Raw genomic sequence first — 16,249 nt, forward strand, 5'->3', positions numbered from 1 at the left:
ACTCGCCCATCGGCGGCATATCTATACCATCGGCAAAGTCCATTAGTTGCATCATCCTGTCACCCCGCCCGCTGTTCCCTGTCGTGCCGTCCAATTGATACTCATTGCAGAGGGCGGTGCTGCGTTGATTCGATGCAGCCGAACGCTAAACGACGTAGCGCTGACATTAGAGACCGATGACCACATCACGGAACCTCCTGCCGCAACATCACTTCTGACGTTCGGCGCGACACTAAACATGCCGACAGGTAAAACAATCGTGGTCCCTCCATCCCAGTAGACCGGCGCTTGGCTACCTCCCGCAGCTCCCGATGAAGGGGTGACACCACCCGTCTCAGCGAACGGGATTCCGAGCGCGGCCTTGAGCGCCGAAAGACTGGCCGCCGCCACGCCGGTGCCGCCACGCGTAGTAGGCAACGTTCCACTTGTGATGACGTCGGCCGAGAGTGCGAGCACGAGCCCGTGCGACCGCCCCACGATGATCACACGGCGCCCTGATAGCTCACAGCGCACCCGATCATCCACCGAAAGCCCAACCGGATCAACCAGCGAGTCCGGGTCAAATGGGAGCGCGGCGGTGTCGCCATCTAGTTTGATTCGGAGTGGCAGCACCCCCGTCACAGTCGCCCACTTGAAGGTCATAACGACACCAACTCCTGCAATCTCAACTTCATCAAGCCCAACGGATTAGCATTCAAATCCCTCGATGTCACAACATGCCTCGCATCAATATCCGCAGGAACATTCGCGAAACGGAGAACATCACCCACACTCACCGGAATCGGCAAACAACTCACTTCGACAGTGGCCTGCACCGACGACGAAGCAATCAACGAGCGCTGCGCTTTTGCCTCCAGAAATGCGATCACCTCCAGATCGGTGCCATCCGGGGTTTCGACGCCCTCCAGAGCCCGAGTGATCCACCGGCCACCCCGAGCAGAATATGAAAAAGGTGATGAAGGATCCGTGTTCGTATAGGTTCCCGTCAGCGCAGCATCATCACCGCTCCCGGATTGAATCGCGATCACTTTGTTAGGCACAGCAAACATGTCCTGATCGCGAGACCAATCCTTGCCATAGATCCCTTTTTCACCATCCACCAGCTCGCGGGCAACATTCAACAACTCATATGTCAACGATCGGTCGGCAGGGAGAACATACGGAGTCGCCCGATAACTTCCATTGCCGTCAACCCACAACGAGTTGTAATTCAGCACGCCCAGAAGATCATTTACAATCTGCAACTTAGATGTTCCGACCGGCCACACCATCGGCGACGAGAGCGTGTCAATCACGGTCGCATCCACCGTGATCGCCTCACCAGCCGAAGTAATCACCGCCGCTACAGCGGCAAGAACTCCCGTACCCGCATCCACCGTGAATGTGGACTCCACTGAATCCTGATCGAGAACAGTGGAGCGATCTAGCAGCTCCAAACTCAGAACGCGTCCAGTATCAGACCATACCTCCGGGGCAGCGGAAATCAGAAAGACTCCTAACGGGATCTCCGGTAACCCCTCAATGACCAACACTGGCCGCAGCCGGGCCGAAGTTAGAGTCAGATCGCGAACTCGAGTAAAGCCAGGCTGCGCCTTCTCAAGATCGGCAACTTTCAGATTTCCCCCACCTTTTACTGAGGCATAGAGCTGCTCCGAAAGTGACGCCGATCCACGCACGACACCATCCAAATACCCCGCCAACGTATCCACCCCACCAGAATGAGTAAGGACTTCCCACCGGTACGAAGTAACTCGATTCCCGTACAGAATTTCATTCGTCGTCAGAGATCGAACCGGTATAACCCCGCTGGGGATAACGACCGTCACGATGCCTCACTCACTTTGAACTGGAACCCAGATGCATGAGACGACGGCGAGTCCAAGGCGCCAGTAAGCGCACCAAACATGCGCCGGCCGGAAGGATCCCGATAACAGACAATCCGTGAGGTCAGGATGAATACCTCAACTTCTTGCGGCGTGGACCCCATGTTGTCCAACAACTGCACCGATCCGGAAACCTCCAATGTTCCTGACTCACCAAATAAGGCGATCGGGCGCGATCTACCGGAGGCTTCCATCAAACCAAATGAACGTGTGGGATTGGAACCAAATTGCAGGTTTGCCTTGAAACTGATGATTGTTGAAAACCCGCTACCGGACGAAAGGAAAGCCCAGAACGGTTCCGCCGTCACCATCGACACCAGCGTGTCCGCAGTGGCACCGTCAACCGAAATGGTAGTCACCGTGTAATCGTTGGTGCCATTGATCGTGGGGGTCATATCGAGAATAGTGAATGACGCATCCTTCGGATACTCAGCCACAACAGTCTCCACAACCCCGTCGATGGTTCTCGTGATCGTCACCAGCGTGGCGGCAACCTGCTCAGCCCCGGGAGCAGCAATCGTGATGTCGAGCTGCCCAATCCCCGAATCCGGTAGGTAGGTCGCTGTGACCACCGCTTGAACCGGGAGTGTGTAGGCAACATCGAATGTGGAGGTGACTTCATCCGAAACCAACCCGTTCGAGTCGATCACTGTCACCTTGACTGCGTAAGACGCCCCGTTGGCTACAGAGCTGCCCAAAACCGTGGATGCCTGCGTGCTAGACACCAGTGTTTCCAACAAAGTCGGGGTGACATCATAGAGACTGATCGTCGCGTTCACGAACGTCGCCAACTCAGCCTGGTTGAATCCCAACTGCACGGTTAGCGCAGACTTCGTGTAAGTACTCGCATTCGCTGGCGAGATGATCGTCACCACAGGCCGAGTTTTGAACGTCACCGTGGAAAGATCAGACCACGGAGACGCACCTGTACCTTCGGAGCCTCCCGAGGTCGCTTGACCCCACGTCCGCACCCGCACGGTCAACGCCACATCCGCCGCGTAGGTAGACGCCGAGAACGTCTTGCTCGGCGTGGTCGAAGTCACCTTTCCGGTTGTCGACCAGGTGGCTCCCCCGTCAGTGGAATAACCGAGCTCGTAGGCGGTTTGCGGCGTCGTATCCACAGGGTTGTGATTCCACGGAACGACAAACGCTTTCGCTTTATCCACGAACGGACCCAATGCGGGCATCGTTGGCTTGTTCGGTGCAGCCAACAATTGAACTGTGTTCGAAGTGACCTTGACAGAGGTAAGCGTGCCCGTCCCGGTGTTCTTCGCGAAAATCCGGTAAACATGCTGGCTACCCGCGTCGGGGGCGGTATGCGTGAAGGCGGAAGTCCCAGCCGCAACCGTCGCAAGAACAGAACCGTCCCAGGTCGTCACCCCACCCGTGACAGTTCCGTGCTCCACAATGTGTTGGTGCTCGATAAATGCCACTTGTGGCGACCAACTGACAACAACATTCAGCGATGCATCTTTCGCAGCGACAGCACTTGTCGGCGGCGCTGGTGTCGTGTACACCGCAGGCGAGGCGACCGACCATGCTGACGATCCAGCGCTGTTCGTCTCCCGAACCTGCGCCACCACTTTCTGATTCACCGCCGCCGCAATAGTCACCGACGTTGCAGGAGAAATAGACGCCACCTGAGTGAAAGCAGCACCATTCACCGACGTGCGAATCTGAACGCTCGCCGGTTGACCGTTCGACGCATTGTTGTGCGCCCAACCCACGGACACCTGAGTGTCAGAAACGTACGCGCACGTGATCGACGTGGGGGTCCCCGGAACTTGAGTGAGCGTTGTCAACGGATACGACGCGGTAACCGTTCCGTCTTCTATGGCCGGCGAATTATTTCCACCATCCGTGAAGACGCCAGCCGCACCTAAGGTGAGGGCCCCGTCCGCACTGTGTCCGACCGTCCGAGTTCCAGAACCCAAAAGAACATCAGTGACACCAACAAAGTTATAGCCAGCAATAGAGCTTGACGCAATAGTCGTGCTTCCAAACACAACCGACCACGGGCACGAGTTCCCTGTCGCATAACCGGAACCCGCCAGCTTCCGAAGCCGCAAATCCCATGCCACCACGGACGTATTCGCCACAGCATCGTACGAGATCTCATCAAGGGCCAAGCGAAGCTGATACTGACTACCGAGCGACTTCGTGAAAGTTGTGTTTGGGCTCGTCATCAGCTCACCCCTTGCCTTGTCTGTACCCGCAAATAGCCCGTCATCGTGCGTGCAAGCCTTTCAATCGTCGAATCGGAAAGATCCATCGGCTGCTGCGTAAGAGCACGGTCCTGAACGTCTGCAGAAGAATCTGAGTCGTTTGCATTCCGAAGAATGCTGTCGATGAGCGCGTTGAGTTTTCCCGTGTCAACAACAGATTCCGCACGACCGGCCTCCGCCAGCAGCGCCAACGTGCCGCCCGCCCGCGGCAACACGGTAGCGCCGGCCGCTAGACGGGGAATCTTGGGGATCGATACCTCAATACCCAAGGCGCCACCCACGGCACCGATCACCCGGTTTATTCCACTAATCGCACCATTGACCGCGTTGATAATGCCGTTGATCGCACCCTTCGCAGCACTCACCGCACCCTCAAACGCACCCGTGATGATGCCCTTGATCGCACCAAAGACGGTCCTGAACGTGTTCTGCACCGTCTTTACGACGCCAATGATCTTTTCCCATATCCCGGAGAAGAATGAACTAATGCCGGTCCAAATTGCGTTCCACACAGTCGAGATGACATTGACCACTGTTGTGATGATCTTCAGAACAGTATTGATGTACGTAGTCACTAGAAGCACAATCACTGACCAGACCGTTTGGAACACTGCCACAATCGTGTTCCACACGTTCGTGAACACCTCGACTATGCCGTTCCAGACCGTCGAGAACACCGCGCTGATGTTCGCCCATGCCTCAGTGAGGAACTGGGTGAAGTTTGCCCATATCTCCTGCCCAAGCTCCGTCTGGGTGAAGAAGTAGACCAAGCCGGCAACCAGTGCCGCGATCGCCAGCACAACCAGACCGATCGGGTTAGCCGACAGGGCCGCATTCATCGCCCACTGCGCGGCGGTAGCAACCCCCGTAGCGACAGTACCGGCAACCATTGCCACGCGAGATGCGACCGTGGAAGCCACCTGGCGCACGTTTGCGGCGATACCTGCCGCTTTCGTCGCGAGACTGGTCTTCTCAACAGCAGTGTTCCCGGCCATTGCAGCCGTGTTCGCGTTCAACGCCGTTGTTAGTTGAAAGCGCGTCACAACCTCCGCATACCGCAGTGGAATTGACGCAGCCATCGCAATGTTGTTGCCAATAATCGCAGCCTTAGATGCGAGCATCCCCGCAGCAATTGCCACCAGAGCGGCAGCAAGCAGCTGTGGGTTATCGCCTAAGAACCCCAGTGCGGCAGCAAATCCCTCAAGCAACGGCACCAGCAACGGCAACCCTGCGGAGATGACATCGCCGATAGATCCAGCGATACCCCCAATTCCCTGAGCTAGCGAAACGAACAGCGGGAACAACGGCTGAACAACAGAGCCGATCTTGCCGAATGTATCCCCCAGATTCGAGAAGTCGCCAGTCTTGAACGCATCAATAACGCCTTTTACCGAGTCGCTGATAATCGAGAAAACTGTGGAGATCGAACCACCGACCTTCTCGAAGTCGATTCCCTCAATCCACTCCGTGAGTCTCTCCAAAGCCGGCGTTACTTTGCCCGAGAACTTCTCCGCGAGCGGCTCCAAAGACTCCGCCAGACGATCAACTGCACTCGAGATCGCCACAAACAATGCGGGAGCACCATCGACGGCAGAACCCGTGAACATCGCTCCAAGACGTCCAAACGATGCACCGATGTTCGCGAACGCTCCACGCGCCGTAGCCCCAGAGGAAAGCGCAGCACCCCCAACACCCTTCTCGAGCGCGAGCTGGAACGTGGCAAAATCTACTTCGCCCTTCGTAACCATCTCCGCAGCTGCTTCCGCAGTCACACCGTACTGATCTGCAACAAGCTGCAGCAGTGGAATACCGCGCCCCTGGAACTGCTGCAACACTTCCGTAGTCAGCTTGCCGTTAGTGGCAACCTTGTTGACCATGTCGCCCATCTCAGACAGAGATGACTTTCCAATAGTCGCCGCATCAGCAGTGAGCTTCAGTGTGCGGGTCAGCGCTTCACCAGGCTTGATGCCGGCCGCTACCGAAGAAGCCGCAATCGTGGCTGCCGCGTCAAGACCAAACGCAGTACCCTTCACCGAGTCCAACGCTGAACCCATGATCGTCGCGACAGACTCCGCCGAATGGCCTAGACCAGTGAGTTGAGCTTTCGCATCTTGAAGGTTGAGTGCTCGATCGAGCCCCTTCTTTGCAATAGCTGCAGCACCCGCAAGAGCGGCGCCGAGACCGACAGCAATGCCAGCCCCGACGCCCTTGACAGCTTTACCAAACGTCGACGAGAACTTACTCCCCGATGTGGAGGCAGTAGCGTCAACCTCGTTGACAACGGTTGAACGGAACCCTTTGAAAGTGGGGAAGATTGCAACATCTGCAGATCCGACCTGTGACATTCGGGACTCCGATCATAGTTAGTGCGCGAACGCTGAATGTTTCAACAAGCGCGCACGCAAAGCGGCATGCTCCTCGGGCGTGACTTGCTCGGCATTCGGCTTCGATGGCCACGGGGCTGGCAACTCAATGCGCTCTGGGTGTTTTTTGGTGTCACGGTTGGTGTTGATGACAGAACTTGCCTGCAAAAACGCGTACACCTCCCCGTAAGATGCGGCGATATCCCAACCGAGTTCCGACGCATTCAAATGCGAACCCGTCTCGCGCCGAAGCTCAGCCACCAGATCAATCGCCTCGCGTACGGGGATAGAGGCGCCTATGTCAGTTAGGGCGAGTCCGAAGTAGCGGCGGAAGTCGAATCGGAGGGCTGCTCGGTGGGCTCGGACGGTTCGTGCGAGCCCGAGGATTCCCCCATGGTGGCCCCCATCCGGTCACCGATGCGATTGGCGACTTCCATAATGATCTGGATGACTTTTGCCCCGTCGCGCATCTCCTCGAGGGTGGCCTTGTCTTCCGGCCAGAGGATGTTGTCGAGCACATATCGAGGCATCTTTTTGTCCTCGATCGTGCCTTCGTTCATCTCCATCAGCATTTCGATTCGATCAAAAGGAATGCGGAGATCGATCGACTTCTCCCCCTCGTCGGTCTGACACTTCAAATGGTTTTCGACGACGAAGAAGTCTGGCTTGGGGCCGGGAGTCGGAGCTGGTTTCTTTGTGGTTGTCATGATGGGCCTTTCGTGATGGGCGATGATGGGTGAATGGGGAAGGTGCTGGCCGGGGAATCCCATCCGCTTCCCCGGCCAGCAGTCAGTTACGCCGGGAGAATGAGCCACTCACCAATGTGCTCGTTGTCCAGATCCGCCGAACGCCGTGCCGAAAAAGTGATCTGTGTACCGTTGACTGATCCACGTTCGGACTTGTCGATCGCAATCGCGGTGACGGTTACCTCAGCGATTCGGCGACGAATGACCCCGTTCTTGAAGATCTCTTCCGTGAACGCGACAAATTCGGTCGCATGGCCACCACCATCGATGGTGATGTAGCCATTGGCGTCGGCAGTCTTGCCGTAGGCAAGCTCACGAACGATCGCGTCATACTGCGCGAGCTTGGCAACGACAGTCACCTTCGCAAGACCAGACGGAATCGAGTAACCCTCCTGCCAAAACTTGATCGGGTCGCCATCAGCTTCGAGGCTCCATTCGAAACCGCCGTCTTCAGTGAGTAAGCCCGCCTTTTTGAAAGCGACGGGCAGCACAAACTCCGGGGCAGCGCCCTCGATTGGAGTCGGGAACGCAGTTTCTGCGGGGGCGAAGCCGAGGAACCCGGTAACCGGGATCCCTACAGCGGTAACGTCATTGCCAAAAGCATCGGCAGGCATGGTTGCTCCTTAAAAGCGAAAAGCTCCCACAGGTGGGAGCCGAGTTGATTGGATGAAGGATTACAGCAGCGATCCTGCTATGGCGAACCTGACGGTGATATACCGACGAGCTCGCGGTTGCGACTCCGCCACAGGGAACGGGCCGTTTGATGCGAGCACTGCAGCAACAGGGTTGCCGGCGGCGACCGCAGGTATCTGAGTACGGAGAGCATGAACAATGCGCGCAAGATCGTTCGCATCCTTCGGGTTCTCCTTCGTGCCCGCAAGAACCGAGAGCCCCACATCCCGTTCGGCAGAGATGACCGACGTATCTGGACCGCCATCATCACGAATCACCAACAGCTTCTCCGGAAAATCGTCACCAGGACCCGGTTCACGATTCACCACTTCCACGTCCTGACACACCGCTTCAGGACGTGCCGCGAGCGCGGTTCGGTACCACTGGGTGAGGAAGAGCTCGAGGTCGGCTTGGATGACGAGGGGGTCAGTCACGGTTTACCGTGTTGAGGGCGCGTGCGAGGGTTCCGTGTTGGGATTCGACGAGCATGGAGTGGTCGGAGTCTGCGATGACTTTTGCGACGACTCGGAATGGTGTGCGCACGATTTGTACGCCGATGCTGTTGCGGTATTCTCCGGTGTCGATGGGGGCGCTGGTGCGTGCTGCGGCTGCGACGCCTTCTGCCTTGGCACGCACAATGTTTTCCACTGCTGCAGACTTCCCCAGTTCGGGAATGTAGGCTTCGTTGAATTTCATCCTTCGGCCCCCGTTAGTGGTATTTCGACGGATGGTTGCCATCCGGTGAATGGGTTGATGTCGGCGACGGGTATCGCTTCGATTTTGTATTTGTTTGTTCCTACGAGGATCCGATCGCCCACAACTACGTCCGCGGTCGGGTCTGAGAGGTAGAGGCTCTTCGCAGTCAAGATTTGCGTGCGAGTGGCGTCTCTGAGTGCGGAGCTCGACGACGATGCTACAAACCCTTTGAGGGGGATCGTGTCTGGGTCGGCCCACGGCCCCGGTATGGTTTTGGTTGGGTTGTAAGGATCCGCGATCAGCTTTCGGCGTGCGCGTGTCACTGCTTGTGCGTGAGGGAGGTCCATTAGACCTCGTCCTCACCAACAGCATCTTCGGGTTCGGCCAGTTCTTTGCTCGCAGCGATCGCGGCCAGAACGTCAGCTTTCTTGGTGGCGGTTCCTAGATCGATCGATTCACGTTCTGCGTGATCGGTGAGTTGCTTCACCGTCCACGAATCCTCAGGAACTCCTGCTGGGATCCTTGGAAGGGTCTTTTCCGGAACGTTGGGTGCACTGTCGGGTTGAGGCGTGGGTCCGGCAACGAGCCAGCCCTTATCTGTGTAGAACTCGACCGCTGCTCTCGGGACAGTGATTGTGTTGCCTTGGGGGCTTCTCATTGTTGGTGACATTGCTACTACTCCTCGACTTCAGCCGGCACAGCCGGAATGACAGCGCCAACTGCGCAAAATCTGTACACGGAGGACCGTGAAGGGAAAACTATTCGTACTTCTCCGGCCACAACCGGGCCAGAGGGCGCTCCTGCGGGAAGCTTCCCACCGGGTTACCCGCAGTAGATGCTGCCGAACACAGCGATCGCAGAAGACGTTGATCCTCCGGCAGCCACGTTCCCGCATCCCAGTAATCCACCGAAGCGGGCCCGATACGTTGTGCGCGGACACGACGCGACCCTGGCGCAGGCACCTCAGCGGCCACACCACGCAGAATCGCGATCGCGTTCTTCTTCTCCTCACTCTCGTCAAGGAATGAGTCGATGCAGGGGGCGATGGAGCGTGCCGCAACAATGATCCGTCGCGCCACATCCTCCACAACATCAGGAATGTCTTCAGGTGTAATCACTCCACCGCCCCCTATCTCGTTACTTTGCCTTCTCGATCAAACCGATCGAGAGGGCATGCTTGATGCTTTCTTTGGCGAATGCGCCCGAATCAACCGGGGCACCGCGGTACAGGTACCGCTCCCCGCCGTCTTCAGTGCGGAGAATCACCGCAGCACCTGTGACCAGGTAGCCCTTGGGCTTGGTCTCAGGCTTCTCTGCTGCAGCCTTCTCAGCAGCAGCTTTCTCGGCTTCAGCTTTCTCGGCTTCGGCTTTCTCGGCTTCGGCTTTCTCCTCCGCAGCCTTCAGCTCAGCTGCAGCCTTCTCGTCAGCTGTCGCCTGCTCAGCTGGCTTCTGACCAGCCTGAGGACCGTTCTGCGCGCCAGCCATCAGAGACTCGTGCCCGTGATCGTCACACCAGCATTCGGCTCGGTGACAACAGGCACCGTCACGCGGCGACCGCGCAACGTGTAGCTGTCGTCATCATCGTTGCGAATCGACTTCGCCTCAATACCAACATTGCCGGCGCCCACATAACCCGGACCCCCCAGAGGCTCGTCGGCCATGCCGCCAAGCTGCTCACGGTCCACCAACAGCGGGTTGGTGCCCGAGTAATGCGGTGTGGTCGCCCACGTGAGGCCTAGAGCATCCACCGGAAGGTTTCCCTGCACCGCAGTATCACCAGACTCACGCGGAAGCGCCTTGTCATCAATCAGAAGACCAATGAGCTTGGCGTACTGCGTCGGCTTCAGAACGATCGTCGACAAGTCGATACCGAGACCAAGCTCCGCACGGGCAGCTTGAATCGACATCACAGCCTCAACAGCCTTACCAGCCGTGGTCCACGTCGATGGCGACGCGAACGTGCTCGTCACCTTCGATGCGATGACAGCCATCGCGACCGAGTCAACGTGACGCACGATCGTGTTGCTGAGGCGAACGAGCCCCTTGTTGACGAAAGTGATTCCCTGGCGCTTGATCTTCTCATCCGAGATGACCGTGTCAAGACCCCACTTCACGACCCTCGCCGAGACAATCTCGCCCGACTCGAGGACCACCTTCGGGTATTCGCCCAGAGGTGCGACAGACTCAGGATCGCTCGAGGCAAACCCTTCCTCGCCGGACTCGTAGAACACGCCACCGCCAGAAGCATCGAAACGCCCCTGCAGCAAGAAGTCCGCAATGAACTTCATCTGTGTGAGGTTGTGCAGACGCTTGGCAATCACACGAGGATTGCCGAGCAGAGCGTGCAGTTGATCGTTGGTGAGTGTCCCCTCGGGGTGCTTCACCGGGTAAGTGTACGAACCCATAGTCTCGTCACTCCTCTCAGTTGAACAGGACGTCGATGACGTCGTTGTCGGCGGCCGCAGCGGTAAGTGCTGTGCCGATGGGGTTTGTGCCGGCTCCGATAGTCGCGACCTTTCCAGCAACAGCCGAAATGACCTCCGCACCAGCAGCGATCGCACCTGAAGCCGTCAGCGGGTGCACTCCACCAGCACGAGTGAAGACCGTAACGTCCTCAGCCGTCACCGCGTCGAACCCAGCAACACCAACAGCGTTGGCATCCGCACCGGCAGGACCGACAGTGCGACTGCCAGTGACAACGACCAGACGACCGCCAATCACATCAGCAGAAGCCTTGAACGTCACCGCCTGGCCCGGCTTGAACTTGGGCAGGTAGTCAGCCATATCAGGCCTCCTTCTCAGTCGAGCCCCACGCGTTCGCGTAAAGGGCATCTTCGGCGCTGTTCACCGTGTCGGAATGACCGACCTCAGCCACAGGCACCGTGTTCTTCGGGAACGAACCCAGCAACGTAGCGATGCCTTCCTCGTCTTTGTCGAGCTGCGCACGCCAGCTGTCCTTCGAACTCGCCGCGACGCGCCCTTCCGCGAGCGCCGTTGCGATGATGGTGTCGCGTCGGTCGCTCTGCTGCTGTTCGCGTGCTTGAGCGCCGAGTGCGGCTTGTGCGCGCAGATCAGCGAGAGTGTCGGCGTCCATGACAACGGCACCCTCTGGGATTGCTGCGACCGGGGTCGCGGGTTCGGCCTGTTCCTCGAGTGCTTCGTCGAGGGCTGCGAACAGCGTCTCGTCGGAAGCATTGGCGTCGGTCATGCCGAGCCGTTCGCGGATTCCAGCCTGTAGATCGCTGTAAGCCACAGCGTTCTCCTTTCGGTTGGGGTTACCCGGCTCGGACGAGCTCGGGAGATTAGGGGTACGGGCAGCGACCCGCACAGAGGTCTGGGCGCCCGGGAGTCGCGCAGTCCAGTCCTCGATTTCATCGCCGTCATCGAGCGGGTCGTCGATGCCGTCAACGCCGACCGTCTCCGATTCGCCCGCGTCGGGAATTACTGCGACACGGTCAGCGAGACCCATCTCCACAGCAGCCGCAGCGGTGAGCCACGTTTCAGCGGCAAGAAGTGCCGACCAGTCCTTCTCACCGGCCTTCGACGAGTAGATCTCGATCAGCGAAGCTTCGACATTGTCGAGGACATCTGCTGTCTTTCGCATGTCGGCAGCGTCACCCCAGACGATCGCTGACGGTGAGTGGATCATCATCTGGGTACCGGGCGACATGACGACGTCATCACACCCTGCAGCGATGACAGAAGCAGCTGAAGCCGCTAGACCGTCCACAACGGCCGTCACACTCGCCTTGTGAGCGCGCAGCATATTGAGGATGGAGACACCCTCGAATACCTCGCCGCCAGGAGAGTTGATGCGCAGGATGATCTGGGTCACCTCTTCGGGGAGAGCATCAAGGACCTGGCCGACGTCCTTCGTTGAGATACCCCAGTAGCCGCCGTACGAATCTATCGGGCCGTACATTCGGATCGTTGCAACGGTGCCGGCACCAGCAGGTGCAGGTGCGGTCACAGCGTTGAAGAACTCGGCCTTCGCGGCAGGCGGGGTGAGCTTGCCCCAATAGCGGTTCGGTAGCTTCGTTTTATCGGTCATGCAGTCCTCCTGGGTCGGCGGTTTAATGCCTGTTGGGACGGCGTGGCCCAACGGCAGTTACCGGGCTCGTAATTTCCGTCATTGTCAATACGGTCGATCGTCTTGCCTTCGGGCCGCTCGCCCATGTCTGCTAGGAAGTTCTCGAACCTGCGCCACCGCTCACAGACGCTGATGCCGCGCCCGCCGTAGTCGACCCATCGGCTCGCGTTCGGATTGGTCGTGCGCTTCAACATGTCTGCCCATGTGCGATAGGTTGGCGTCTGGCCAACAGTCGATGCACGTGCGTGGCCATGTGTGGTGTTGGACATTTTGATGCGCTCAACTTGCAGGCATCCGCAGCTCTCACTTGCTCCAGACCGCAGATGGTCTTGTCGGACAACGACGCGGCGCCCACATGCGCACACGCATCCCCACATCAAACGACGGCGGGTGCCTTGTGGAGGTGCCACCTCGACGACTCTTAGCCTGCCGAATTCTGCTCCTAGGAGTGTCATGCAGCCTCCTTGGGCACAGTTGATTTATTGCGGCTCGCGTCAGAGTCGCTCGTAGTGGCTGTTTTCACGGGCATGCCATACTTCGCACGCAGGAACGCTTCCAGAGCAGGATCGACGGTCAGTGCACCGCAGTCGATGAGAGCCTTGATGGCCTCAGCCGTAGCCGGTTGATCTTCACCAATCGCTGACGCCACCAGACGCGGCGCGGGCTCCGTTGAGCCCCAGTTCAGATCGACAAGATCCTCAATCACGTGCTGCTGAGTGATATCCGCAATGTGCTGCGCGACAGCATTCAGCGAATCCGTGAAGAAGTTCGCAAACGTCGACCCCAGAGCCCACGACCCAGTCTCAGTACCGAGGTTCAGGAAGTGCGCCAGCACCGCACGCGCAATCTGCTCGTCGTAATACCGAATCGGTTTGTCCGTGTCCGGCAGCTTGCCTGACACACCCATCAGCTCGAGCTTCGACCCCGGCGGCAGTGACGCACCCGCAGCCTCACCCGCACGGAAGTTCTTCGTGAGTTTCAAACCGGAATCCTTCTCCGACTTCAGCCACGCATCACGTTCCTCTGCCGACGCATTCTCGGGAAGATCTGCACCGGTGTAGACCGGGATACCGAGACCGTTGCGCTCAGCAGCGAGTGCCTGGATGCGCAAAACGCGATCCTTCAGCAACCACATCTTGTATGCCGAGCGCAACAGTGACTCACCTAGCCAGTTCGCACCTTCACGTTCGTTCACATACGCAACGAGACGATCGACAGGAATCTTGACCTCGACACTGCTACCGGAATACCCGTGCTGCTTGATCGCTTCCAGACCACCATCTTTTGCGACGTCCACATCGGAGATCGTGCGCGGCGGCCGCCACGCCAACTTCGCAATGTGGGCGCGGCCGGCACTCTGGTCATAGACCTGCTCAAAGAACGAGTGCCCATAAACCAGCTCCAACAACGACAAACGCAGGTGCTCCTCCCACGAGAAACGACCCTTCGTGCGCAGCGGTGCCACAAACGGTTCGCCCTTGACCGGCAAACCAAGATCGCCAGCAACAAGAGCCACCACTTCGGGCTTGCATCCGGAACCATCGATCACCCAGCTGGTGCGCATGATCGGTAAAGTCACCGCACGCAGCACCGACTTGACCTGAGGATCCTCGCGCCGCATCCGGTCAAAAACATCGATCGAGTTAGGCCACTGCAGATCAGGGTTCGTCTCGTGCGTTTCTGAAACAAGACTCCCCCAACCGATGAGTCCGGCATCCGCCTGGTATCCGATCTCGGGCAAAGCGGCCTCCTCATTGAAATTGAGCAGGAGTGCCTAAAAGGCAACCCCCGCAAAATTCACTTCATCTTGGGCGACATCGTCGCGTGTGATCGTCTCTGCCGTTGGAGGCGGCGACGGTACTGGCTTCTTCTCCTCCGGCGGCAACTGTTCAAGCGCATACAGCGCATTCGTCACCGCATTTATCGGAGCGTTGTCCACCGGCGACTTGAACAAGTCCCAGACCGGCATGTTCGCGATGTCTTTCGTCGTGCCGTTCTCGGCCGGCATATTCAGTGCCGGCTGCGAACGGTGGCGAAGGTGACGATCCTCGACACGAGTCTTAAAACGACCCGCAGAGTTCAAAAGACTTGTCTGTCGGATCTCGTGCACCACAAATCCGAGCTTCTTCAACGGATCCACCAAATCGGCAGCGGGACAACCAGAAGCCTGAATCGCAACTTCGTTGATGCCGGTAACTTCGCGGATCTGCACCATGTGTGCTTCCACCCAACGATCGCCGGCACGTTGCGCGATCAGTTCAACATGGCCAAGACCATCTTCGCGTTCCCCGGCGACACCAATGAATGACATCGAGCGGTTTCCCGACACAGCAATACCCAGCACAGAACGTGCGCCATCAGTTATCTGCGAACCCACCTCGATCACGTTTCCCGCATCGTCGAGCACAGGAGCATCGGCGCACGCTGCCCACGCCTCACCATCCAAGAAAGGTTCTTCTCGAGACGTGACCCAGTCGCAGAGGATCTCCGTGCGCTTCGTGTGTTCTGGCTCATCACCCAACAGGTCCGACCAGATCGAGTCAAAGAACATCGGCTTGTAGCCGACGGAAGGATTCGCCTGCAGGATTGCATCGAGGTCGAGCAGTTTGCACTTCTCTGGCGCGGACCACTCGAAAAGGGCCGTCGCTAGATCGTGGCTATTGGCGAACTCCTCGATCGTCTGAATACCAGTCTCGACATAGGCATCGAATTCACGGATAGTGCGAATCGCACCGTTGCGAAGGGTCTGCAGCACAATCGACTTCACATCACCGGCCGAAGAAATACCCCAGAGCTGAGAGTTGAAGATTGCATTCTTGGTCTTCGAAACCGAGCCCCACACGTCCCATGTCTGCTGCTCACGCATCTCGTCCATGATCACGCGCGCTGCTGACTTACCTCGACCGCCCATTCGCGATGCCGCACGCGGCTCATACTTCGCGTTGTTGCGCAAACGGAGAGATTTCTTCCCGTTTGTCTTCACCGGCTTACGCGTCTCGTTGGCAAGCCAATCGACGACGAACTCCTGATCATCTTCTTCAGCAGTTGGATCACAGCGTCTTAGTGCCGCATCCCATGCTTCCTCAGCGATGTCCAAGTTTTGGGCAGTGCCCAAGATCAAGAACTCATTCGCCGGAAGATGCTCAGGGAAGCTATCCGCATCGACGAACAACCACCAGAGCGCCAACACCGTCAGCAACGTTGTCTTCCCGTTTTGACGACCCACGATCACAAAGATTTTCCGGAACCGGTAAGTTCCATCCTCATTGAGCTCGAGCGCACGAATCAGTAATGCGCGCTGCCAGGGATATAGAACAACCCCGAGGACAGTCAACGCGAATGAGATCACCGAGAAGCCATGCGATGTCTCAGGTGTCAGCTCACGCAACGGTTTAGTGAACAGGCGCGGCTCTGTGGCGCCGACATGCTTGCCGTACCTTTTCGCGCTGGCGTACACAGTCTCTTCGTAGATCGATTTATCCGGTAGCGCGGATTTTGTTCTTCCTGACCTGGTCAAGTGGTGACTCCTCCACAAGTTTCAAAGGGGGAGGCGAATCAGAGTCACCGTCCGGCC

Annotated in this window: 17 protein-coding genes; all 17 read right to left on the minus strand. The window is 58.0% G+C overall.

Translation table 11 applies throughout. The features are described from left to right. Positions 1–51: 51 nt before the first annotated feature. The 17 genes from AC061P_RS08935 to AC061P_RS09015 all read right to left on the minus strand — a co-directional run bounded on the left by AC061P_RS08935 (position 52) and on the right by AC061P_RS09015 (position 16,132). Entirely contained in the window at positions 52–642 is a 591-nt protein-coding gene (locus AC061P_RS08935) for a hypothetical protein (protein ID WP_480390981.1), read from the minus strand. Beyond that, positions 639–1,709, minus strand: a complete 1,071-nt coding sequence (locus tag AC061P_RS08940; RefSeq protein ID WP_480390982.1) for a hypothetical protein — start codon at positions 1,707–1,709, stop codon at positions 639–641. Before AC061P_RS08940 ends, AC061P_RS08935 begins: the two co-directional genes overlap by 4 nt. Before the next feature lie 113 nt (positions 1,710–1,822). Continuing rightward, complete coding sequence (locus AC061P_RS08945; protein WP_480390983.1) at positions 1,823–4,069, minus strand: phage tail protein; 2,247 nt, start codon at positions 4,067–4,069, stop codon at positions 1,823–1,825. After that, the gene (locus tag AC061P_RS08950; RefSeq protein WP_480390984.1) at positions 4,069–6,453 is read right to left on the minus strand and encodes a tape measure protein; all 2,385 of its coding nucleotides are present in this window, start codon (positions 6,451–6,453) and stop codon (positions 4,069–4,071) included. The genes AC061P_RS08945 and AC061P_RS08950 overlap by 1 nt, the downstream gene beginning before the upstream one ends. 18 nt (positions 6,454–6,471) lie before the next feature. Then, positions 6,472–6,732 carry a hypothetical protein gene (locus AC061P_RS08955; RefSeq protein ID WP_480390985.1) on the minus strand — a complete coding sequence of 87 codons (261 nt, stop codon included), beginning with the start codon at positions 6,730–6,732 and terminating at the stop codon, positions 6,472–6,474. 44 nt (positions 6,733–6,776) lie between these two features. Then, complete coding sequence (locus AC061P_RS08960; protein ID WP_480390986.1) at positions 6,777–7,178, minus strand: hypothetical protein; 402 nt, start codon at positions 7,176–7,178, stop codon at positions 6,777–6,779. Positions 7,179–7,264: 86 nt separating this feature from the next. Next, positions 7,265–7,831: a phage tail tube protein gene (locus tag AC061P_RS08965; RefSeq protein ID WP_480390987.1), complete on the minus strand. Its 567-nt coding sequence runs from the start codon at positions 7,829–7,831 to the stop codon at positions 7,265–7,267. A gap of 60 nt (positions 7,832–7,891) precedes the next feature. Then, positions 7,892–8,323 carry a hypothetical protein gene (locus AC061P_RS08970; RefSeq protein ID WP_480390988.1) on the minus strand — a complete coding sequence of 144 codons (432 nt, stop codon included), beginning with the start codon at positions 8,321–8,323 and terminating at the stop codon, positions 7,892–7,894. After that, entirely contained in the window at positions 8,316–8,585 is a 270-nt protein-coding gene (locus AC061P_RS08975; RefSeq protein WP_480390989.1) for an HK97 gp10 family phage protein, read from the minus strand. The genes AC061P_RS08970 and AC061P_RS08975 overlap by 8 nt, the downstream gene beginning before the upstream one ends. Positions 8,586–8,931: 346 nt before the next feature. Next, positions 8,932–9,255 carry a hypothetical protein gene (locus AC061P_RS08980; RefSeq protein ID WP_480390990.1) on the minus strand — a complete coding sequence of 108 codons (324 nt, stop codon included), beginning with the start codon at positions 9,253–9,255 and terminating at the stop codon, positions 8,932–8,934. An 88-nt stretch (positions 9,256–9,343) separates the two neighbouring features. After that, positions 9,344–9,703: a hypothetical protein gene (locus AC061P_RS08985; RefSeq protein ID WP_480390991.1), complete on the minus strand. Its 360-nt coding sequence runs from the start codon at positions 9,701–9,703 to the stop codon at positions 9,344–9,346. 19 nt (positions 9,704–9,722) lie between these two features. Next, positions 9,723–10,070: a hypothetical protein gene (locus tag AC061P_RS08990; protein WP_480390992.1), complete on the minus strand. Its 348-nt coding sequence runs from the start codon at positions 10,068–10,070 to the stop codon at positions 9,723–9,725. Continuing rightward, on the minus strand, positions 10,070–10,969 hold the full coding sequence (locus tag AC061P_RS08995; RefSeq protein ID WP_480390993.1) for a phage major capsid protein: 900 nt from the start codon (positions 10,967–10,969) through the stop codon (positions 10,070–10,072). The genes AC061P_RS08990 and AC061P_RS08995 overlap by 1 nt, the downstream gene beginning before the upstream one ends. 37 nt (positions 10,970–11,006) lie before the next feature. Next, positions 11,007–11,369 carry a DUF2190 family protein gene (locus AC061P_RS09000; protein ID WP_480390994.1) on the minus strand — a complete coding sequence of 121 codons (363 nt, stop codon included), beginning with the start codon at positions 11,367–11,369 and terminating at the stop codon, positions 11,007–11,009. Between the two features lies 1 nt (position 11,370). Then, positions 11,371–12,636 carry a head maturation protease, ClpP-related gene (locus AC061P_RS09005; RefSeq protein ID WP_480390995.1) on the minus strand — a complete coding sequence of 422 codons (1,266 nt, stop codon included), beginning with the start codon at positions 12,634–12,636 and terminating at the stop codon, positions 11,371–11,373. Positions 12,637–13,126: 490 nt separating this feature from the next. Further along, complete coding sequence (locus tag AC061P_RS09010; RefSeq protein ID WP_480390996.1) at positions 13,127–14,416, minus strand: phage portal protein family protein; 1,290 nt, start codon at positions 14,414–14,416, stop codon at positions 13,127–13,129. A 33-nt stretch (positions 14,417–14,449) separates the two neighbouring features. After that, entirely contained in the window at positions 14,450–16,132 is a 1,683-nt protein-coding gene (locus tag AC061P_RS09015) for a hypothetical protein (protein WP_480390997.1), read from the minus strand. Between the last annotated feature and the right edge of the window lie 117 nt (positions 16,133–16,249).

The organism is Rhodoglobus sp. G.S.4 (assembly GCF_056619605.1).